The following is a 20,387-nucleotide window of genomic DNA, read 5'->3' as shown; positions in this document are numbered from 1 at the left end:
GGTATTGATTTGACTACGTTCTCTCCCGTTCCAGCGGACACCCGCCGCGCCGTCGTTCGTATCGTCGCCACCGAGATGACCAAGATCTCGCGGGGCATGGCCAAGGTCCATGGCGACGACGTCATCGAGTATTTCGTGTTCACCGCCCTCTGGGTGCTGAACTCGAGCCACCTGATTGGCGACCAACGCTACGTCCAGCTCAAATCGATCCCGCCGGACGCCCTGCGCAAGCCCGCCAGCCTCGAAGAGCTGCGCGCCGCATTGCCGATGCCCGACGACATTCTGCAGACCTACGTGAAGCGCCTGCTCGACAAGGGGCTGGCCGAGGAGGTCTCGGGCAAACTGGTGGTGCCGACCGCGGTCTTCACCCAACCCGAGATGCTCCAGGGCACGAGCGAACTCTATGAGAGCGTGGTGCAGATGGTCACCTCGATGCGCTCGGCCGGTTTCTCCTTCGGCGACTGACCTGGACGGTTGACCAGGGCCCCGCCGGTTCGCATAGGTCGTTCGGCGAACGCAATTCGAGGGGGGCGACCATGGACGCAGCAGCCGACAATCGGCGCGCCGTGCTCCGCACCGGCACCTTCGAGATCCTCGCGGCGCTCCGTTCCTTCGCCAAGCTGCATGGCGGCGATGTCTTCGCCCTGCTGGTCTTCACCACCATCTGGAGCGCCAACGGCGAGAACCTGCTCGGCGACGACCGCTATGCCGGGCTGCACCGCATCGGCCCGGACAAGGGCAGTCTGCCGATGACCGACGCGGCGCTCTACAAAGCCATCGGCGCGCCAGCCGAGATCGTCGGCCGCTACGTCGAGGCTTTTATTTCCCTGGGGATCATCGAGCGCGCGCCCGGCGGCCTGATCGCCCCGGCCGCAGTGTTCACCTCGCCCGAGATGATGGACGCCGCCGTGGAATTCTACGAGCGCATCCAACGCCTTGGCCGCGCCTTGCGCGAGGTGGGCTTTGAGCTCGTCGAACCTGAGCTTCCTCCGCTCAGCGCGTGAACGCCGGTCCCCGAACGGCATTTCAAATTGAACATTGTCAAAGATGACGCCCGCGTCACCTCTTGCGCTCTCGCCTTAGCCTTGATTAGGTGCCCCGCCTAAACCCCAGGGAGGGACACAATGTCCGCTGACGGCAACTGGAAGATCACCATCAACTCGCCGATGGGCGCTCAAGAGGTCGAAGCCTCGATCACCACGAGCGGCGACACCTTCACCGGCCAGACCAAGGGCCGCATGGGTGAGCAAGCCATCGAAGGCAAGGTTTCGGGCGACACCCTGACCTGGTCGACCGCCATCACCCAACCGATGCCGATGACCCTCGAGTTCTCGGCCACCGTGTCGGGCGACTCGATGAGCGGCAACGTGAAGCTGGGCGCCTTCGGCTCGGCCCCGCTCACGGGCGTGCGCGTCTAAGACGTTTTTCCGCTTCGGCGGACGGACAGGCCCTCTCCTCGCGGAGAGGGCCTTTTTCGTTGGAGGCTCGACGCGGGGGCGTTAGAGAAGCGTCCCTTCATTTCAGCAGCGACTGGAACTCCGTGCGTCTCCCCCAGGCCAGATTGGATCAGGTCCTCGACCGCTTCCGCGAGATCGAGGCGCGCATGGGCGCGGCCACCGACGGCGCCGAAATCGTGCGCCTGTCCAAGGAGCACGCCGAGCTGAAGCCCGTGGCCGACGCGGTGCAGGCCGTGGCCCGCGCCCGCGAGGAACTGCCCGAGCTCGAGGAGATGGCCAAGGCCGGCGACCCCGAGATGGCGGCCATGGCCGAGGACGAACTAGCGGCCCTCAACGAACGCCTCCCGGGGCTGGAGCGCGACGTCGCCCTGCTGCTCGCGCCCAAGGACAAGGACGAGAACGCCTCGGCCATTCTCGAAGTGCGGGCCGGCACCGGCGGCGACGAGGCGGCGCTGTTCGCGGGCGACCTCTTCCGCATGTACCAGCGCTACGCTCAGAGCCGCGGCTGGCGGGTGGAGATCGACAGCGTCTCGGAAGGCGAAGTCGGCGGCTACAAGGAAATCATCGCCTCGATCACCGGCGACGGCGTCTTCGGCCGGCTGAAGTTCGAGAGCGGCGTCCACCGAGTCCAGCGCGTGCCCGAGACCGAGGCCGGCGGCCGCATCCACACCTCGGCCGCCACCGTCGCCGTGCTGCCCGAGGTCGAGGACGTCGAAATCGAGATCCGCGAACAGGACCTGCGCATCGACACCTACCGCTCGTCCGGGGCCGGCGGCCAGCACGTCAACAAGACCGACTCGGCCGTGCGCATCACCCACCTGCCGACCGGCATCGTGGTCACCTCGTCCGAGAAGTCGCAGCACCAGAACCGCGCCCGCGCCCTGAAGGTGCTGCAGGCCCGGCTCTACGACCAGCAGCGCGAGGCGCTCGACACCGCCCGCGCCGACGCCCGCAAGAGCCAGGTCGGTTCCGGCGACCGCTCCGAGCGGATTCGCACCTACAACTTCCCGCAAGGGCGCGTGACCGACCACCGGATCAACCTGACGCTCTACAACCTCGCCAAGGTCATCGAAGGCGAAGCCTTGGACGACGTGATCAATCCGCTGATCGCCGAGGACCAGGCCGCCCGCCTGGCCGCGCTGGAAGACGAGTTCAACTAGCGCCGCAGCGCCCGGCGCACGCGATCGGCTTGCCGAAGGCTGTCGCTCACCGCCTTGTTGGTGATCTTCGAGATATCCAGGTGGAACGCCAGGCCGACGCTGTCGGCCATGGCCGCGCCGCGCTCGCCCATCGGCTTCTCCGGACCGATCGTCGTGTCCAGCGCCGTCTGGTGCTCGATCTCGGCGTTGATCTCAGCTCCCAGCAGCACGACCATGACCGAGAACCAGATCCAGGTCATGAACGCCACCACCGCGCCCAGCGAGCCGTAAGTGACGTCGTAATGGGCGATGTTGTTGAGATACCAGGAAAAGCCCAGCGACCCGAGCAGCCAGAAGACCGCCGCGAGCACGGCCCCGACCGTCACCCAGGCCCACTTCGCCCGCGCCCTGCAAGGGCCGTAGCGATAGATCACGCAGAACGCGCCGGCCGCCATGGCTAGCAGGATCAACCATCGGAGCGGGCCCCACACGACCGCGAGTTCGTACAGGCCAAGATAGTCGAAGGCGATGGGGGCGGCGATCAGCACCGCGGTCATCACCACCAGGAACAGCAGGGCTCCAAACGTAAAGCCGTAGGTCAGCAGGGTGCGGCTGAAGAAGTTCCGCTTCTCATCCTCGTCGTAGGCGACGTTCAGACCGTCGAACAGCGCCTTCATCCCCGCATTCGAGGACCAAACCGACAGCAGCAGGCTGACCACGAACGCCACCGACAGCGTGGCCGAAGGCCGGTTCGCCAGCCGCAGCATCTGTTCGCCGACGATGTTGATGACCTCCGCCGGGAACACCGTGGACATGCTCGCCAGTTGCTGCTGGACCGCACCGACATCGGCGATCAGGCCGTAGAGAGAAACGAACACGCCCATGGCCGGAAACAGCGCCAGCAGCGTGTAGAACGTCACTCCGCCCGCCACCGAAGGCAGCCGGTCGCGGCCGATCTCCTGGTAGGTGCGCCAGACGATGTCCTTCCAGCCCTTGGGCGGGATGGCATGCGGGCTGTGGGCGAACCGCCCGCGCCGCGGCTCGGCCTCCTCGAAGGCCGCCGGCGTGGCGATCGCGTCGACGCTGAGCCCGCCGCGGACATGCTGGCGGCTGCGCCGCCAGAGCTCGGTCATGGCGATGAACCCGACCCACGGCGCGGCCCGCCAGAAGATTCCGACGACGCGATCCCACGCCGTTCGCTCTTCCTGCTCCGACATCCGCACCCTCTCTCCGCCGCACCCGACAGGCTGGAACACCCCGATCATGCCAGCGTTCCGCCCGCCAGGCAGCTACCGGCTCGGTCATGACTGTGCGAAGACAATCCACCCGTGGAAGGGTCAGGAAGACGAAGGGCACATGACCGGTCACATCGCCGCGCTTTATCGCCACCCCGTCAAAGGCTTCACGCCCGAGCGCCTGGACCAGGCCCAGCTGACCGCCGGCGGGCCGTTCCCCTGCGATCGGCTCTACGCCGTCGAGAACGGCCCCTCCGGCTTCGATCCGGCCGCCCCGGCCTACATCGCCAAGCAGAAGTTCACGGTGCTGATGTCCATCGCCGAGGTGGCCAAGGCCCGCACCCGCTACGACGAGGCCAGCGGCGTCCTGTCGGCGACCGCAGAGGGCCAGCCGGACTTCAGCGGCTCGCTGCAACAGGCCGACGGTCGCGCCGCCTTCGCCGGCTGGCTCACCGCCCTGCTCGGCGAGGAGGTCCGCGGCGAGCTCAAGGTGCTCGACGCGCCCGGCTACCGGTTCATGGACCACCCGCAGGGCCATGTGTCGATCGTCAACATGGCCAGCATCCGCGACCTGGAGGCCAAGATCGGCCGCCCGGTGGATCCGCTGCGCTTCCGCGGCAACCTCTATGTCGAGGGCTGGCCCGCCTGGGTCGAGAACGAGTGGGAGGGGCGCGAACTAATGGTCGGCTTCGCCCGCGCCAAGGTGTTCAAGCCCATCGTCCGTTGTGCAGCCACCCACGTGAACCCGGACACCGCCGAGCGGGACATGGATGTGGTCAAGGCTCTGTTCGACAACTATGGGCACATGAACCTGGGCATCTATGTCCACGTTACCGATTCTGGACGGGTCACGGTCGGCGACGCCGCCACCATGCCGTCCCTGGAGCCCACTGCATGACGATCACCCTCCTGCAAGCCTGGCAGTCGGCCAAGACGCGCCTGGAGGCCGTCGGCCTCGTGGGACCGGTGATCGACGCGCGCCTGCTGGTCGAGGCTGCGGCCGACGCCACCCGCGCCGACATCGTCGCCGACCCGCACCGCGCCCTGACGCCCGCGCAGGAGGAGCGCCTCAACGACTACGTCTCGCGCCGCGAGCGCCGCGAGCCGGTCAGTCACATCCTTGGCCGCAAGGGCTTCTGGAAGGTCATGCTGGCGGTGAACGCCGACGTCCTGACCCCCCGCCCGGAGACCGAGGTCATCGTCGACTACGTGCTCAAGCAGTTCCCCGAGCAGATGGCTTTCGACATCCTCGACCTCGGCGTCGGCTCGGGCGCGATCATCCTGTCGATCCTGGCCGAGCGCCCGGCCGCCAAGGGGCTGGCCACCGACATCTCCGACGAAGCCCTGGCCGTGGCGCGCGAGAACGCCTCCAACCTCGGCCTCGCCGGGCGCGTCGCCTTCGCCCGCGGCGATTGGACCGCCGGCCTGCAGGACGCCAGCTTCGACGTCATCGTCTCCAACCCGCCCTACATCGCCAGCGAGGTGATCGAGACCCTCGAGCCCGAGGTACGCCATTTCGACCCGCGCCTGGCGCTGGACGGCGGCGCGGACGGTTTGGACGCCTACCGACACCTCGCCCCCGAGATAATGCGGGTGCTGAAGCCGGGCGGCCTTTTCGCGGTCGAGATCGGCTACGACCAGAAGGATCAGGTCGAAGCCCTGTTCAACGAAGCGGGCGGCAGTGAAGTCTGGACGATCAAGGATTTGTCGACGAACGACCGCGTCGTCGTGGGCGTGAAAAACCCCTTGGAAACGCGCAAGTGAATCGCTAAGTCTTTATCTCGTCTCCACCCAATTCGCCGGTGCTAGAGGTTAGACGCCCTGAGAAGTCAGGACGTACACCCGCTCCGGAAGGCGCGCAGGCTTAGCGTGTCTCGCGCCTCAAGGTCAGGGCGGACGACGGAGAACACTTACGTCTTCAACACGGACTTACGGGCGAACGGCCCGACCAAGGCGAGAGGATAGACCGCGCGCAGACCGGCGAAAGACCGACGCGGCGGCGGACACAGAGAATGAGAGATTTCAAGGGTATGAAGCGCCAGCGCGGCCGCAATCGCGGTGGCGGCGGGGGCGGCAAGCCGCAGCAGCAGAACGCGAACCGGGCCTTCGACTCCAACGGTCCGGACGGCGTGAAGGTGCGCGGCAACGCCCAACACGTTTTCGAAAAATACCAGCAGCTCGCCCGGGACGCGTCGTCGGCCGGCGACCGCGTGCTGGCTGAGAATTACCTGCAGCACGCCGAGCACTACTTCCGCACGGTGCGCGCCATGCAGCCGAACAAGCCCGCCGCCGAGATCCTCGGCCGCGACACTTACTCCGGCGGCCTCGACATCGACTTCGAGGACGAGAGCGGCGCCCAGGCTGCGGCGGCGGAAGCTGAAGCGGCGGCCAACGAGGCCGCTGAATCCGGCGAGAACGGCGAAGGCGAAGGCCAACAGGCCCGCGGCGAGCGCTGGCGCGATCGCGACGACCGTCAGGATCGTCCGCGCGACGACCGCAACCGTGACCGCGACGACCGTCAACGCAACGACCGCTTCGAAGGCCGCAACCGCGACCGCAACGACCGCTATCGCGATCGCGACGACCGTCCGCGTGATGATCGGCCCCGTGACGATCGCCAGCGTGACGACCGCCAGCGCGACGACCGTCCGCGTGACGAGCGTCCCCGCGACGATCGGCCCCGCGCCGAGCGTGAGGATCGCCGCGACCGCGACGACCGTCCGCGCAGCGAGCGTTTTGAAGGCCGTCGCGACCGCGAAGATCGTGGCGAACGTCCGGACCGCACCGAGCGGGCCGAGCGGCAGGACCGCCCCGAGCGCGATCCGCTGGCCGTCGTCGAACCCAAGGCCGCGCCGCTGGTCGCGACCGAACAGCAAGCCTCGCCCGTGCTGCGCGACGAGGACGGCGGCGAAAGCCACGCTCCGGCCTTCCTGAAGGCTCCGCGTGCGCCCCGCGCCCCGAAGGCCGAGGCTCCGGCCGCCGCCGAGGGAGAAGAAAAGCCCAAGGCCCGCCGTCGCCGCGCCCCGCGCAGCTTCGAGGGCGGTGAAGCTTCTTCGAACGAGACTGAAGAAGCCTGAGGCCAGCGCCTAGGCTCTGAAAACGATCAACCCCTCCCTCGCGGGAGGGGTTTTTCTTTGGCCCCTAGAACTTGTAGCCGACGCCGAGCCGGACGCTGCGCCCCGGCAGCGGGGCCAGGTCCTTCAGGAACGAGGCATGCTCGCGGGCTTCGGCGTCGTTGAGGTTCCGGCCTTCCAGGAACAGCCGCAGCTTGCGGTCGGCGAACGGCGTGGCCGACAGATAGGCGTTGATCATCTGGTAGCTGTCGGTCGGCAGCTCGTACTCGGCCACGCGGTCCTGTTCGCCGACATGGCGCAACTCCAGCTTCCCGCTCCACCAGCCGCCGTCGAACACCGCCCGGCCGGTGACCGACCACGGCGGGATGCGCGCCGGCGGGCCGAGGTCGGTGTCGCCGTGCACATAGTCGGCCGCGCCCTGCAGCGAGAAGCTGCGCTCGCCGTCCTGCCACAGGCGGTACGACGCCTCGGCCTCGGCGCCGTAGAAGGTCGCATCGGTCTGCAGATAGTCGAAGACCGCAAAGCCGCTCTCCGGATCGATCTGGCCGTTGGCGCGCAGATCGATGAAGCCGTCGTACTTCACGGCGAAGGCGTGCAGGTCCATCTCCCAGGGGCCGGCGCCATAGTGCACCGTGGCGTCCAGCGAGTAGGAGACTTCCGGGTCCAGGTCGGCGTTCCCGACCTCGAACCCGCGGGTGGCCGCATGGGCGCCGTCAGCGAACAGTTCCGCCTCGGTCGGCGCGCGCGCCGTGCGCGAAGCCGACAGCCCCAGGAACCAGCCCTCGGCCGGGCGCAGGAAGCCGCCGATGCTGGCGGAGACGTTGGTGAAGTCGCGCGACATCGCGTCGGTCTCGAGTTCACGGCGGTCGAGCCGTAGCCCGCCCTCGACGCCCCAGGTGTCGTTGTCCAGCCGCTGCAGCGTGAAGAGGCCGAGTTCACGGGTCTCGGTCGAAGGCACGTAAGCCTCCTCGCCATTGGCGTCGAGCGTCCGCGACAGCGCCTGGAGGCCGACCGCGCCCTGCCAGCCGCCGCGGGCCTTCTGGACCAGCTCGGCCCTCGCCTCCCAGCCTTCGGAGAGGAACTGGGTGCCGATGTGACCGCCTTCCAGTTCGGCGTGCTCGTAGTCGGCGTAGCCGGCCGAGACCTTGAGTTGGTCGAACGGTCCAAGATCGAGATTGAGCCCGCCGCGCAGGTCGTAGCGGGTCTGCTTCAGGTCGATCTGGACGCCGCCTTCTTCGCCCTCGTGGTCATGGTCGTGATCGTGGTCGTGATCCTCGCCGGCCTCATGCGAGTGGCCGGGCACGCCGTAGGTCGTGTCGGTGCGCTTGACCGCCACGCCCAGGAACCCTTTGTCGCCGACATAGGAGACGCCGCCGCCATAGGCGTTCAGCTCGACCGCGGTGTTGGCGACGGTCGAGGGCTCCTTGCCCAGGTACTCCTCGCCCTCGGCGGCCATGAACCGGCGCGACTCCGCGGGCGAGGGAATGTCGTAGTCCGAAATCTCGCGGTGCAGGCCGTCGATGCTGAACACCCAGTTTCCGACGCCCGCCTTCACCGAGGCCGAGACCGCAGAGCCCTCGTCGACGGTCGTTCCCGAGGCCAACATGCGGCCATGCACGCCCTCGACCTTGGTGCTCGAAATCCGGTCGTCGATGATGTTGACGATGCCGCCGATCGCCGAGCCGCCATAGGCCAGGGCCGAGGGCCCGCGCAGCACCTCGATGCGCTCGGCTTCCTGCGGATCGTTGGCCACCTGGTGATCCGGCGACAGCGCCGAGGCGTCGATCATCCCGACGCCGTTGCTCAGCACCAGCACCCGCGGCCCGGCCAGGCCCCGGATCACCGGCCGGCTCGCCCCCGGTCCGAAGAAGGTCGAGCGCACGCCCGGCAGCCCAGCCAGCACGTCCCCCAGACCCGCCGACGGCGCAGCGTCCAGGTCGTCGCGCTTCATCACCTCGACGCTGGTCGTCACTGAGTCCATCGAAACGACGTAAGGGGCGGCGGTCACCACCAGCTCGGAGACCTCCTTGGCCGCCTCGGCATGGGCCGATCCCGCGGACAGCGCAGCAGCGCCGGCGGCGGCGAGCAGGTAGGTCTTGGTCATACGAACGCCTCGGGCATACTGACGGACGCCGGCCTTGAAATCGCCGCGCCATGTTACGAAATAACATCGACCGTTATGAGATAACATAACCACGCGTCAAGCGGCATTGCTTGCGGCGAGCGCGAGAGGCAGGTAGCCAAGGCTTATGGGAAGCGAGTGTCATCACGCGGACGGCGCGCATCCGGGCCTCAAGGGACACGCCCTGAGCCATGCGCTCGGCGCCGCCGAAAACCGTTGTGTGGCGACCCAGGAACGCCTGACCGCCCCGCGTCGCCGGGTCCTTGAGCTGCTGCTCGAGGCCGACGGCCCGCAGAAGGCCTACGACCTGATCGCCGCCTTCGGCGAGCATGGTGAACCGGCCAAGCCGCCGACCGTCTACCGCGCGCTGGAATTCCTCGAACGCCTGGGGTTCGCCCACCGGATCGAGAGCCTGAACGCCTACGTGCCCTGCCGCCATGACGGCGGCGAGCATCGCGCCGCCTTCCTGATCTGCGACTGCTGCGGGGCCGCCCAGGAATTCGAGCCCGACTTCTCCGCCCAACTGAAGGCGGCCGAAAGCGCGGGCTACCAGGTCGCGACCATCACCCTGGAAGCCCGCGGCCGCTGCTCGGCCTGCCGCGCCGGCTAGGGCCGAAGACGCGCCATCGAGATGGCGTCGACATGTTCCCCGTCCCGCCAGGCATAGCTGCGCATCAGCCCTTCGCGCTCGAACCCGAAGCGTTCGTAGAGCGCGATGGCCCGGGCGTTGTCGCTCCACACCGTGAGCTCCAGGCGCCGCAGCCCCAACCAGCGGTCGGCCTGCTCGACCGCCGCCGCCATCAAGGCTTTGCCCACGCCTCGGCCGGCATAGGCGTCGTGGACCGCCATGCCGAACGTGCCGACCTGGCTGCGACGCCCCTCGAGGCGGCTGAGTCCCAGACTGCCGACGGCCTTGCCAGCGATCACCGCCACCAGCAGGGTTTGGGTCGTCGAGGTGACCTTGAAGCGTTCGCGCCGGGTCGCAACGCTCGTGAAGGGAAGCTGCATGGTCCCCCAGACGGCGCGCGGCTGGTTCATCACCTCGGTCAGATCGGGCACGTCCTCGGGCTCGGCGGCGCGGATCAGTATTTCATCTTGGCTCATCGTCTTCTCTCGTTGGTTCGGAGAACGGAGCCATGAAAAAAGCCCCGTCCTTGCGGCGGGGCTGGCGGGGTTGATGCGGCCTAACAGTCCTAGCGCACGACATCCCTCACCGATCCCGCTTGGGCGGTTCGGCAGGTCACGTGCATAAGGGTCGCGAAAGCGCGCATGCGGCATAGTTAGTCGGAACGCAGGTATCTGGAAAGCCGGTGATCGAAGTCACCCCCACCATCGCCATCTCCGAGGACGAGATCACCGAACGGTTCATCCGTTCGGCCGGTCCCGGCGGCCAGAACGTCAACAAGGTCTCCACCGCGGTGGAGCTGCGATTCGACGTGCGCCGCTCGCCGTCGCTGCCCAATGACGTGGCGGTGCGACTGATGCGCCTGGCCGGCCGTAAGCTGACCCAGGACGGCGTGCTGGTGCTGACGGCGATGAGCTTTCGCACCCAGGAGCGCAACCGCGCCGACGCGCAGGAACGCCTGCTGGAGCTGATCCGCGAGGCCGCCAGGCCGCCGCCGCCGCCGCGCAAGCAGACCAAGCCGACCAAGGCCTCGCAGAAGCGCCGCGTCGAAGCCAAGGTCCGCCGCGGCGACGTCAAGGCCAAGCGCGGGCGGGTGCGGAGCGACGACTAGGGGTAAACCCTTGGCGCGCAGGCGTTGCGGTGCGTAATGTGCGCGCGCCATGTCACGCATCCGCCTGCTCTCCGCCTCCGCCGCCCTTCTGCTCGTCGCCGCCTGCGCTCCGACCCTGGGCCCGCCCCCGCCTCCGCCGCCCGGCGGCGGCCCCGCCACGGCCGGCGCCTTCCGCGCCGAGGACTTCTCGTGGTCGGCCGTGCCTGGCTCGGGCCGCGTCGACGGCCGCTTGACCTACAAGGCCGGCCAGACCCGCTATTCCTGCACCGGCGCCGGGGTTGTGCTGACGCCGGAGACGCCGTGGACCCGCCGCCGGATGGCGATCCTCTACACCTCCGCAGAGCGCGCCGCCCTGCCGGCCGACGAAGTCCGCGCCCGCACGCCTTCGGCGCCCAGCGGCGACTACTCGGCTTTCGTCAAGCGCGCGGTCTGCGACGCCAACAGCACGTTCAGCTTCTCTGGGCTGGCCAACGGCGCCTGGTACGTGATCACGGTCGCCAAGCCGGTCAGCGGCCCTGGCCCGGACATCGCCGTCATGCGCCGCGTTGAGATCCGCGGCGGCCGTGCGGTGAAGGTCGAGCTCTAGACGCCTTCGCAGTCCCAAACAAAAGCGCCCCGGAGATCGCTCTCCGGGGCGTTGTCGTTAGTGGACCTTGGCCTTGCCGATCTCCAGGCCGTCGGCGTCGGCCCCGACCTGGATCACTGCGCCGTCCTCCAGGTCGCCCGCGAGCAGCTTGCGGGCGATCGGATCGACCAGCTCCTTCTGGATCACCCGCTTCAACGGGCGCGCGCCATAGACCGGGTCGTAGCCCTTGTCGGCCAGCCAGTGCATGGCCGCGGCGTCCAGGGCGATCGACATGCGCCGGTCGGCCAGCAGCTTCTCGACCCGCTGCAGCTGGATGGCGACGATGTTGTCCATCTCCCCGCGGCCCAGCCGCTTGAAGAGGATGATCTCGTCGATCCGGTTCAGGAACTCGGGCCGGAAGTGGCGGCGGACGACCTCCATGACCAGCGGCCGCGCTTCCTCGACGTCCTCGCCCTCGGCTTGGTTGGCGAGGAACTCGGAGCCGAGGTTCGAGGTCATGATCAGGATGGTGTTGCGGAAGTCGACCGTGCGGCCCTGGCCGTCGGTCAGGCGACCGTCGTCCAGCACCTGCAGCAGCACGTTGAACACGTCCGGGTGCGCCTTCTCGACCTCGTCGAACAACACGACCTGATAGGGCCGGCGCCGCACGGCTTCGGTCAGCGCCCCGCCCTCGTCGTAGCCGACATAGCCGGGAGGCGCGCCGATCATCCGGCTGACCGAGTGTTTCTCCATGTATTCAGACATATCGAGGCGGGTGATCGCGCTCTCGTCGTCGAACATGAACTCGGCCAGGGCCTTGGTCAGCTCGGTCTTGCCGACCCCGGTGGGGCCGAGGAACAGGAACGAGCCGATCGGCCGGTGGGGGTCCTGCAGGCCGGCCCGCGCGCGGCGGACGGCGTCGGAGACGGCGACCAGCGCCTCCTCCTGCCCGACCACCCGGCCGCGCAGGGCGTCCTCCATCTTCAGCAGCTTTTCGCGCTCGCCTTCCAGCATCTTGTCGACCGGGATGCCGGTCCAGCGGCTGACCACCGCGGCGATCTGCTCGGCGTCGACGACCTCGGGGCTGATCGGATTCTCGGCCGCGGCCGCCTCCTCCTGCTCGAGGCGGCGCTCCAGGGCCGGGATCTCGCCATAGGCGATCTCCGAGGCGCGCTGCAGGTCGCCCCGGCGCTGGGCCGCGACCAGTTCGGCGCGCAGCCGGTCCAGCGCCTCGCGGGCCTGGGCGGCCGACGACACCTTGTCCTTCTCCGACTTCCAGCGCGCGGTCATCTCGGCCGAGCGGCCTTCCAGGTCGTCGAGCTCGTCTTCCAGCTTTTCCAGCCGCGCCTGCGAGGCGGCGTCCGGCTCCTTCGACAGGGCCTCGCGCTCGATCTTCAGCTGCACGACGCGCCGGTCGATCTCGTCCAGCTCCTCGGGCTTTGAGTCGACCGCCATCCGCACGCGGCTGGCCGCCTCGTCCACCAGGTCGATGGCCTTGTCGGGCAGGAAGCGGTCGGTGATGTAGCGGTTCGACAGGGTCGCGGCGGCCACGATGGCGCTGTCGGAGATGCGCACCCCGTGGTGCACCTCGTACTTCTCCTTCAGGCCGCGCAGGATCGAGACCGTGTCCTCGACGGTCGGCTCGCTGACGAACACCGGCTGGAACCGGCGCGCCAGGGCGGCGTCCTTCTCGACGTGCTTGCGGTACTCGTCGAGCGTGGTCGCGCCGACGCAGTGCAGCTCGCCGCGCGCCAGGGCCGGCTTGAGCAGGTTCGAGGCGTCCATCGCCCCATCGGTCTTCCCGGCGCCGACCAGGGTGTGCATCTCGTCGATGAACAGCACGATCGAACCTTCGGCCGCGGTGACCTCGCCGAGCACGGCCTTCAGCCGCTCCTCGAACTCGCCGCGATACTTCGCGCCGGCGATCAGCGAGCCCATGTCCAGGGCGTGCAACTGCTTGTCCTTCAGGCTTTCCGGCACGTCGCCGTTGACGATGCGCAGGGCCAGGCCTTCGACGATGGCGGTCTTGCCGACGCCGGGTTCGCCGATCAGCACGGGATTGTTCTTGGTCCGGCGGCTCAGCACCTGGATCGTGCGGCGGATCTCCTCGTCGCGGCCGATCACCGGGTCGAGCTTGCCGTCGCGCGCGGCCTGGGTCAGGTCGCGGGCATAGCGCTTGAGCGCGTCATAGCCTTCCTCGGCCGAGGCGCTGTCGGCGGTCTTGCCCTTGCGCATGGCCTTGGCGGCCTCTTCCAGCGCAGAGGCGTTGGCCCCGGCGTCCTTCAGGGCCCTGGCCGCGTCGCCGCCTTCCTTGGCGATGGCGATCAGCAGCCGCTCGGTGGTGACGAAAGCGTCGCCGCCGGCCTTCGCCCCGGCCTCGGCCTCGGCGAAGATCCGCGCGGTCTCGGGCGACATGTAGAGCTGGCCCGAACCGCCCTCGACCTTCGGCCGCTTGGCCAGCAGGTCGTCGGCGGCCTTGTCGGCCGCGTCGGGACGTCCGCCGGCGCTCTGGATCAGCGCGCGGCTCAAACCGTCCTTTTCTTCAAGCAACACCTTCAGCAGGTGCTCGGGCGCGAGTTGTTGATGGCGGCGCGCCAGCGCCAGGCTCTGGGCCGACTGGATCGCCTGCTTGGCGCGGTCGGAGTAGAGGTCGATGTTCATGTGTTCCCCTCGATAGGCGGATTGACGCGACCGCCTTCATCAAGCACGGCCGCGCCTCGACGGGATGTAGTGTGGCGATTTCGCCACACAACCGGGACCACCCCGAAATCAGCTCGGCGGGTTGTTCTTCTCCAGGAACATCGTCAGCGCATTGAGCATCCGCAATCGGGTGTCGCCCCCAGACAGCCAGTGGTCCTCGCCGTCCAGCACCACCAGCTCGGCGGGGGCGCCGGCCGCCTTGAGGGCCTCGGCCATCACGTAGCTCTGGTCGGCCGAAACCACCTTGTCGTCGCGGCCGTGCACCAGCAGGACCGGCGTCTTGACGCCCTCGACGTTGAACGCTGGCGAGAGCGTGATCAGCTTGCGGTCGTTGGGACCATCGGCGCCGAGGAACCGCATCCAGTAGCGCTCCTGGCCCCCGGCCGAGGTCAGCATCCGGCGCAGGTCGGAAACGCCCGCCACCGAGGCTGCGCAGCGATAGACGCCGCGGTCGAGCGTGGCCCCGGCCAGCGCCGCATAGCCGCCATAGCTGGCGCCGACCACGCAGACGCGGCGGGCGTCGATGGTTCCCTCTGCGGCCAAGTGGCGAACCCCGTCCGAGAGGTCGGTCTGCATCTTGCGGCCCCACTCGCCGAACCCGGCCTCCAGGAACTCGCGACCGAAGCCCGCCGAGCCGCGGAAGTTCACCTGCAGCACGGCATAGCCGCGCGAGGCCAGCGCCTGGGCCCACCAGTCGAAGCCCGGCGCATCGCGCGCGGCCGGCCCGCCATGCGCCAGCACGACCAGCGGCAGGCCCTTGGCCTCGCGGCCCTTCGGCAGGGTCAGGTAGCCCGAGAGTTCGAGACCGTCGGCGGCCTTGAAGCGAACCGGCTTCACCGTCGCGATGTCGGCCGTGGTCAGCTCGGGATAGTAGGGTCCGATCCAGTCAGCCTTCTTCGTGGTCCAGTCGACATAGGCCAGAGCCGGCCCCTCGACCGGCGAGTCCACGCTGACGATCAGGCGGTTGCGGTTGTCCGACCACGAGACGAGATCGACCAGTTGCCCGGGATAAGCGGCCTGCACCGAGCGCCAGAGCTTCTGGTCGTCGGCGCTGCGGAAGTCGTAGCGCCGCTGATCGCCCTCCAGATAGCTCACGCCGGTCATGTGAACGCCCATCGGATCCAGCACGATGTCGCGCCCGCTGACGTCGGCGAACGGCTCGGGCCAACCAGCGGCGTCGGGGGCGATCTCCCGCAGCATCGGCTTGCCGTCGATATCCTCTTCCACCAGGGCGGAAACCCCGTCGCGTCCCAGTCCCATCAGGACCGGCGTCTCGGCGAAGGAGGTCATTGACTTCACGTCCCGCCATCCAGCGGGCCCGTTCAGCTTCATGGTCCACTGGCCCTTGGCGGCGTCGTATCCGGTCTCGGCCAGCGGCTGACCGTCGGCGCCGACGAGCCAGTCCACGGTGTTCGGAAACCCGGCGTGCAGCACGGTGGAACGCCGCGTCTCCGGGTCGACCCGAAACAGGGCCAGCCGCGACTGCCCCAGCTTGTCGAACCGCGCGCCCTTGACGAAAACCTGCACCTCGCCGCCGACCTTGCGGACTTGCGGGCCGCCCACGGTGACGTTCAAGCCCGTGGTCGAGTCGATGAGCAAGGGTGATCCCTTGCGGCGCACGACATCGAAGACGCTGATGGTCGTGTATTCGGCGCCGGGCGCGAGCACGCCGACGACCTCCGCCGTGCGGTTGGTTGTGATCAGCAGGTAGCGGGGCCCGGCCCAGATGACTCCCGGCGCCTTCGCCCGGCCCGCGGCCATGACCTCCGCCTGGCCGGTCTCCACGTTCTTGATCAGGATCCGATGCTCGTCGCCTTCCGTGGTCACCAACGCGAAGTGCTTGCCGTCCGGCGCAAGCGCGGCCGCCTCGATGGCCGGCAGCCGGCCATAGGCCTCAAGCGGCGCGGCCTCAGCAACCGGCGCGACCGAAAGCAGCGCCGCGGCCAGCGCAATCACCCTGATAAGCACGATGGTAGTCCTCCCCGGATCACGAAGACCTTGGCCGAGCCAAGGCCGTCGCGCAACTCGGAGTTGGGGTCCGCAATCTACTGTCGCGACAGCGCCGTCAGCTCGGCGGGTTGTTCTTTTCCAGGAAGGTCGTCACCGCGTTGAGCATCCGCAGGCGGGTTTCTCCCCGAGACAGCCAGTGGTCCTCGCCGCTCATCACCACCAGTTCGGCGGGATTGCCCGCTCTTTCGAGCGCCCGCTGCATGATGTTGCTTTGCTCCAGCGGCACCACCGTGTCGTCGCGACCGTGGACGAGCAGGATCGGCGTCATCACCCCGTCGACCTTCTCGGACGGCGACAGTTCACGCAGCACCGGGTCGTTCGGATCATCCGCCCCCATGAAGCGGATCCAGTACTTTTGCGCCGTCCGTCCCTTGTTGGTCTTCGACCAGCCAACCATCCGGCGCAGGTCAGACACGCCCGCCACCGAAGCCGCACAGCGATAGACCCCGCGATCGAGCGTCGCTCCGGCCAGGGCGGCGTATCCGCCATAGCTCGCCCCAACGATGCAGACCCGCGCTGGATCGACGATCCCCTGCCCGGCTAGGTGCCGCACGCCGTCCGAGAGGTCGGTCTGCATCTTCCGGCCCCACTGGCCGTATCCGGCCTGCAGGAACTCGCCCCCGAACCCGGCTGAGCCGCGGAAGTTCACTTGCAGCACCGCATAGCCGCGCGAGGCCAGGGCCTGGGACCACCAATCAAAGGTCGGCGTGTCGCGCGCCGCCGGCCCGCCGTGGGCCAGTACGACCAGCGGCAACTTCTTGGCCTCGCGACCGCGCGGCAGGGTCAGGTAGCCGCTCAGGTCGAGGCCGTCGGCGGCCTTGAACCGCACCGGTTTCACCTGAGCAATGTCGGCTTCCTTCAGCCCGCGGTAGACTGATCCGATCCAGTCGGCGCGCTTGGTCTTCCAGTCGACATAGGCGATCCCAGCCCCTTCGGTCGGAGAGTCCACCCGGATGATCATCCGATCGCGATTGTTGGACCACGAGAGCAGTTGCACGTGCTGGCCGCGATAGGCCACCTCGATCGAGCGCCAGATCCTCTGGTCCTGCGGACTGAAGAAGTCGTAGCGGAACTCGTCGCCGATCAACGCCCGCGATCCGATCAGATTATGCCCGTCCGGGTCGAACAGCAGTTGATCGCCGCCCTGGGTCGACATGGGTTCACCAAAGGTGCCGTCGGCATTGAGCTCGCGCAGCACCCGTTCGTCGTCCACCTCGTCGAACAATAGGATCGAACGTCCGTCCCGGCCCAGGCCGGCCAGGCTCGGCCGATCAAGGTAGCCTTCCGAACGCATGGCGTCCTTCCAGCCGCCCGAGACCTTGACCTTCAGCGTCCAGATTCCGGTGGTGTGATCGAACACCGACGCCGCCGCCGGCTGACCGTCCCCGCCGACCAGCCACTCTTCGGTGTTCGGGAAGGCCTCGTGGACCACCTTTGAGGCGCCGCTCTTGAGGTCGATGCGATAGAGGGCCACCCGTCCGCGGCCGGTGCTGTCGAACCTGACGCCCTGCACGAAGGCCACCGGCTTGCCGTCGACCATCCGCCGGAACGGCGTGCCGAGCACGATGTTGAGGCTGTTCTGAGCGTCGTGCATCAACCGGGTCTGCCGGTTCGCCGCCACGTCGTAGAGCACGACGGTCGTGTACTCCTGGCGCGGCGCGATCACATTGGCGATGGTCGCGGTGACGCTGGCGGTGATCAACAGGTGCTGCGGGCTGGCCCAATCAAGGTCGCGGACCTTCGCCGCGCCCGCATGGATGACGCTGGCTGTTCCGGTGGCGATCTCCTTGACGACGATCTGACGATCCTCGCCGTCGTCAGGATGACGGCGAAACGCTCGCCGTCGGGCGACATCGCCGCCGCCTCGATGCTCGGCAGCTTGCCATAGGCCTCAAGCGGCGCCGCCAACGCCACGGACGCCGACGCCAGCAACGCGGCGGCGAGCGCCATCACTCTGATAAACACGTAGTTCCTCCCCCCGGATCACCGTGACAGTGGCCGAGGGGCGGCGTTTCCGCAACCCGGAGTTGGGCGGCGCAATCTACTGGCGCGCCAGTTCCGCAATCGCGACGGCGTCGCCGTCCAGGGCCTGGTCGGCGTCCATGGTCACCGTCACCGTGCGCAGGGCGCCGGTGAACTTGAACGGCTCGGCATATTCGCCGACCGCGCTGCCGCGGTCGCGGCCGATATCCAGGCCCGACCATGAGATCAGGGTCATGAAGCCCAGATGGGTGGCGACTTCGCCGGCCGGCTGGCCGTCGATGCTGAGGATGAACCGCCGCCCGTCGCCCTGCACGCACTGCACGCCCAGCCGCCGGCGTCCCGGCTCGACCGGCGCCTGCGAACTCACCGTGGTGCGAAGGCCTCCCACGTTCAGCGTGTGATGCAGCCGCCCGTCGCGGACGAACAGCGAATAGCCGCTGGTGGCGTCGCCATGCGCGATCAACACCCCCTCGTCCCCCGCGTCGAGGGTCACGTCGGCCTCGATGAAGTACGAGCGCGAGCGCACGTCAGGAGCGCAATCGCTGGGCACGTGGCCCATGCCCTTGTGGAACACGAACTGCTTGCGCGCGCCCTGGTGGCGCAAGGCGTTCTCGGCGAAGCGCGGGCCGAAGCGGTCGTCCAGCGGCAGCACGTTGCAGCGCTCGGCCTGGGCCCACCACTCGTCGATCAGCGCCTCCAGCCGCTCCGGCTCGGCCTGCGCCAGGTCCTTGGTCTCCGAGAAGTCGGCGTCGAGCTGGTAGAGCTCCCAGACGTCCTTGTCGAAGGGCGCGCCCGGCGGGTGGAACGCCACCGCCTTCCAGCCGTCCTTCCAGAGCCCGCGGTGGCCGAACATCTCGAAGTACTGCGGCGAGGTCTTGGCCGGCGCGTTGGGATCGGCCAGCGAGGCGGCGAAGCTCTCGCCCTCCATCGGCATCTGCGCGACCCCGGCGATGGCTTCCGGCGAGCTCATCCCCAGCAACTCCAGCAAGGTCGGGGTCAGGTCGCTGGCGTGCGCGAACTGGCCGCGGGTCTCGCCGCGCGCGGCGATCCCGTTCGTCCAGCTGATCACCAGCGGGTCGCGGATGCCGCCGCCGTGGGTGTTCTGCTTGTAGCGGCGCAGAGGCGTGTTCGAGGCCTGGGCCCAGCCGAACGGGAAGTTCGAATGGCTGTCGGGACCGCCGATGTCCTCGATCCGCGCCAGCTTCTCCGGCATCGGCTCGAACTTCATGTTGTAGGGGCCCATGGCGTTGACGAAGCCCAGCGGCCCGCCTTCCTGGCTGGCGCCGTTGTCCGACAGCACCAGGATCAGGGTGTCGTCCTTCACGCCGGCCTGTTCGAGGAAATCGACCAGCCGCGCCAGGTGGCGGTCGGCATGGTCCAGCATCCCGGCGAAGGCGCTCTGCAGGCGGGTGAAAACCTTCTGCTCGTCCGGCGAATGGTCGGCCCAGGCCTTCACTCCGTCGTTGCGCGGCGGCAGCTGCGTGTCGGCCGGCACGATCCCCATCGCCTTCTGGCGTTCCAGCCGGCGTTCGCGCTCGACGTCCCAGCCGGCTTCGAACACCTCGTCATAGCTGCGGATGATGTCCATCGGCGCCTGGTGCGGCGCATGGCAGGCGCCCAGCGCCAGCCACAGCAGCCACGGCTGGTCGGGGGCGTCGGCGATGTGGTCGGCGACGAAGCGGATGCTCTCGTCGACCAGGTCCTCGGTCAGGTGATAGCCCTCGCGATAACCGGCCGGCGCTTCGACCGGGGTGTTGTCGCGCACCAGCTCGGGCGAGAACTGATCGGTCTCGGCGTCCATGAAGCCGTAGAAGCGGTTGAAGCCGCGCCCCAGCGGCCAGCCGTCAAACGGCCCTGCCGCACCCGTCTGGTTGACCGGCGTCGCGTGCCACTTGCCGACCATGTAGGTCCCATAGCCCTGGCCGCGCAGGATCTCCGGCAGGGTCCCCGCTTCCCGGGCGATCTTGCCGCGATAGCCGGGGAAGCCGCTGTCGAAATTCGCCAAACAGCCCATTCCCACCGAGTGGTGGTTGCGCCCGGTCAGCAGCGCCGCGCGCGTCGTCGAGCACATCGCTGTGGTGTGGAAGCCGGTGAAGCGCAGCCCCTCGGCCGCCAGCTTGTCGATGGTCGGAGTCTTGATCGGCGAGCCGTAGCAGCCGAAGTCGGAAAATCCGACGTCGTCGAACAGCACCACCAGGATGTTCGGCGAGCCGGCCGGCGGCTTCGTCTTGGGCGGCCAATAGGGGACGGAGTCCGCCAGGGTGCGGCCGACCTTCGCCGCGTCATGCGATCCAGACATATGACAGGCTCCATGCCAATTTATCTAAATGTGGCTCCTGGGCCACGGTTTGGCAAGCGGTTGATCG

Annotated in this window: 18 protein-coding genes; 11 read left to right on the top strand and 7 right to left on the bottom strand. The window is 68.3% G+C overall.

Going from position 1 to position 20,387, the window contains the following annotated elements; translation table 11 throughout:
• Window positions 1–9 precede the first annotated feature (9 nt).
• The 4 genes from ACSQ2H_RS04980 (at window position 10) to prfA (ending at window position 2,617) form a co-directional block, all read left to right on the top strand.
• On the top strand, window positions 10–465 hold the full coding sequence (locus tag ACSQ2H_RS04980; RefSeq protein WP_436060352.1) for a hypothetical protein: 456 nt from the start codon (window positions 10–12) through the stop codon (window positions 463–465).
• Window positions 466–536: 71 nt separating this feature from the next.
• Window positions 537–1,004 carry a hypothetical protein gene (locus tag ACSQ2H_RS04975; RefSeq protein ID WP_436060351.1) on the top strand — a complete coding sequence of 156 codons (468 nt, stop codon included), beginning with the start codon at window positions 537–539 and terminating at the stop codon, window positions 1,002–1,004.
• A gap of 120 nt (window positions 1,005–1,124) precedes the next feature.
• Entirely contained in the window at window positions 1,125–1,418 is a 294-nt protein-coding gene (locus ACSQ2H_RS04970; protein ID WP_436060350.1) for a hypothetical protein, read from the top strand.
• Between the two features lie 122 nt (window positions 1,419–1,540).
• A complete protein-coding gene (gene prfA / locus ACSQ2H_RS04965) occupies window positions 1,541–2,617 on the top strand; it encodes a peptide chain release factor 1 (RefSeq protein ID WP_436060349.1) in 1,077 nt (358 codons plus the stop codon).
• Here prfA and ACSQ2H_RS04960 read toward each other — a convergent pair.
• Window positions 2,614–3,813 carry a YihY/virulence factor BrkB family protein gene (locus ACSQ2H_RS04960; protein ID WP_436060348.1) on the bottom strand — a complete coding sequence of 400 codons (1,200 nt, stop codon included), beginning with the start codon at window positions 3,811–3,813 and terminating at the stop codon, window positions 2,614–2,616. The two genes, prfA and ACSQ2H_RS04960, sit on opposite strands and share 4 nt — an antisense overlap.
• Before the next feature lie 139 nt (window positions 3,814–3,952).
• Between ACSQ2H_RS04960 and ACSQ2H_RS04955 the strand changes: the two genes are divergently transcribed.
• The 3 genes from ACSQ2H_RS04955 (at window position 3,953) to ACSQ2H_RS04945 (ending at window position 6,908) form a co-directional block, all read left to right on the top strand.
• Entirely contained in the window at window positions 3,953–4,729 is a 777-nt protein-coding gene (locus tag ACSQ2H_RS04955; RefSeq protein ID WP_436060347.1) for an MOSC domain-containing protein, read from the top strand.
• The gene (gene prmC, locus ACSQ2H_RS04950; RefSeq protein WP_436060346.1) at window positions 4,726–5,595 is read left to right on the top strand and encodes a peptide chain release factor N(5)-glutamine methyltransferase; all 870 of its coding nucleotides are present in this window, start codon (window positions 4,726–4,728) and stop codon (window positions 5,593–5,595) included. Before ACSQ2H_RS04955 ends, prmC begins: the two co-directional genes overlap by 4 nt.
• 248 nt (window positions 5,596–5,843) lie before the next feature.
• Window positions 5,844–6,908 (top strand): DUF4167 domain-containing protein, encoded by a 1,065-nt coding sequence (locus ACSQ2H_RS04945; protein WP_436060345.1) that lies wholly within the window; start codon window positions 5,844–5,846, stop codon window positions 6,906–6,908.
• Between the two features lie 64 nt (window positions 6,909–6,972).
• Here ACSQ2H_RS04945 and ACSQ2H_RS04940 read toward each other — a convergent pair whose 3' ends face one another.
• Window positions 6,973–9,009, bottom strand: a complete 2,037-nt coding sequence (locus ACSQ2H_RS04940; protein WP_436060344.1) for a TonB-dependent receptor — start codon at window positions 9,007–9,009, stop codon at window positions 6,973–6,975.
• A gap of 145 nt (window positions 9,010–9,154) precedes the next feature.
• Between ACSQ2H_RS04940 and ACSQ2H_RS04935 the strand changes: the two genes are divergently transcribed.
• Window positions 9,155–9,637: a Fur family transcriptional regulator gene (locus ACSQ2H_RS04935; protein WP_436060343.1), complete on the top strand. Its 483-nt coding sequence runs from the start codon at window positions 9,155–9,157 to the stop codon at window positions 9,635–9,637.
• Here the strand turns inward: ACSQ2H_RS04935 and ACSQ2H_RS04930 are convergent.
• A complete protein-coding gene (locus ACSQ2H_RS04930) occupies window positions 9,634–10,131 on the bottom strand; it encodes a GNAT family N-acetyltransferase (protein WP_436060342.1) in 498 nt (165 codons plus the stop codon). The genes ACSQ2H_RS04935 and ACSQ2H_RS04930 overlap by 4 nt on opposite strands.
• A 206-nt stretch (window positions 10,132–10,337) precedes the next feature.
• Here ACSQ2H_RS04930 and arfB point away from each other — a divergent pair, with 206 nt between their 5' ends.
• Entirely contained in the window at window positions 10,338–10,763 is a 426-nt protein-coding gene (gene arfB / locus ACSQ2H_RS04925; protein WP_436060341.1) for an alternative ribosome rescue aminoacyl-tRNA hydrolase ArfB, read from the top strand.
• Between the two features lie 49 nt (window positions 10,764–10,812).
• Window positions 10,813–11,349 carry a hypothetical protein gene (locus tag ACSQ2H_RS04920; RefSeq protein WP_436060340.1) on the top strand — a complete coding sequence of 179 codons (537 nt, stop codon included), beginning with the start codon at window positions 10,813–10,815 and terminating at the stop codon, window positions 11,347–11,349.
• Window positions 11,350–11,406: 57 nt separating this feature from the next.
• On the opposite strand, the gene clpB is transcribed toward ACSQ2H_RS04920, so the two are convergent.
• The 3 genes from clpB to ACSQ2H_RS04905 all read right to left on the bottom strand — a co-directional run bounded on the left by clpB (window position 11,407) and on the right by ACSQ2H_RS04905 (window position 17,740).
• Window positions 11,407–13,989: an ATP-dependent chaperone ClpB gene (clpB, locus tag ACSQ2H_RS04915; RefSeq protein WP_436060339.1), complete on the bottom strand. Its 2,583-nt coding sequence runs from the start codon at window positions 13,987–13,989 to the stop codon at window positions 11,407–11,409.
• 108 nt (window positions 13,990–14,097) lie between these two features.
• Complete coding sequence (locus ACSQ2H_RS04910; RefSeq protein WP_436060338.1) at window positions 14,098–15,996, bottom strand: alpha/beta hydrolase family protein; 1,899 nt, start codon at window positions 15,994–15,996, stop codon at window positions 14,098–14,100.
• 97 nt (window positions 15,997–16,093) lie between these two features.
• Window positions 16,094–17,740 carry an alpha/beta hydrolase family protein gene (locus ACSQ2H_RS04905; protein ID WP_436060337.1) on the bottom strand — a complete coding sequence of 549 codons (1,647 nt, stop codon included), beginning with the start codon at window positions 17,738–17,740 and terminating at the stop codon, window positions 16,094–16,096.
• Between the two features lie 51 nt (window positions 17,741–17,791).
• Between ACSQ2H_RS04905 and ACSQ2H_RS04900 the strand changes: the two genes are divergently transcribed.
• On the top strand, window positions 17,792–17,926 hold the full coding sequence (locus ACSQ2H_RS04900) for a hypothetical protein (protein ID WP_436060336.1): 135 nt from the start codon (window positions 17,792–17,794) through the stop codon (window positions 17,924–17,926).
• 153 nt (window positions 17,927–18,079) lie between these two features.
• On the opposite strand, the gene ACSQ2H_RS04895 is transcribed toward ACSQ2H_RS04900, so the two are convergent.
• Complete coding sequence (locus ACSQ2H_RS04895; RefSeq protein ID WP_436060335.1) at window positions 18,080–20,320, bottom strand: arylsulfatase; 2,241 nt, start codon at window positions 20,318–20,320, stop codon at window positions 18,080–18,082.
• Window positions 20,321–20,387: the final 67 nt, after the last annotated feature.

Origin of the sequence: Phenylobacterium sp. LjRoot97 (assembly GCF_964254345.1) — a bacterium.
GTDB lineage: Bacteria > Pseudomonadota > Alphaproteobacteria > Caulobacterales > Caulobacteraceae > Phenylobacterium.
Note: the sequence above shows the minus strand (reverse complement) of the source record. Positions and strands in the feature narration are given on the sequence as shown.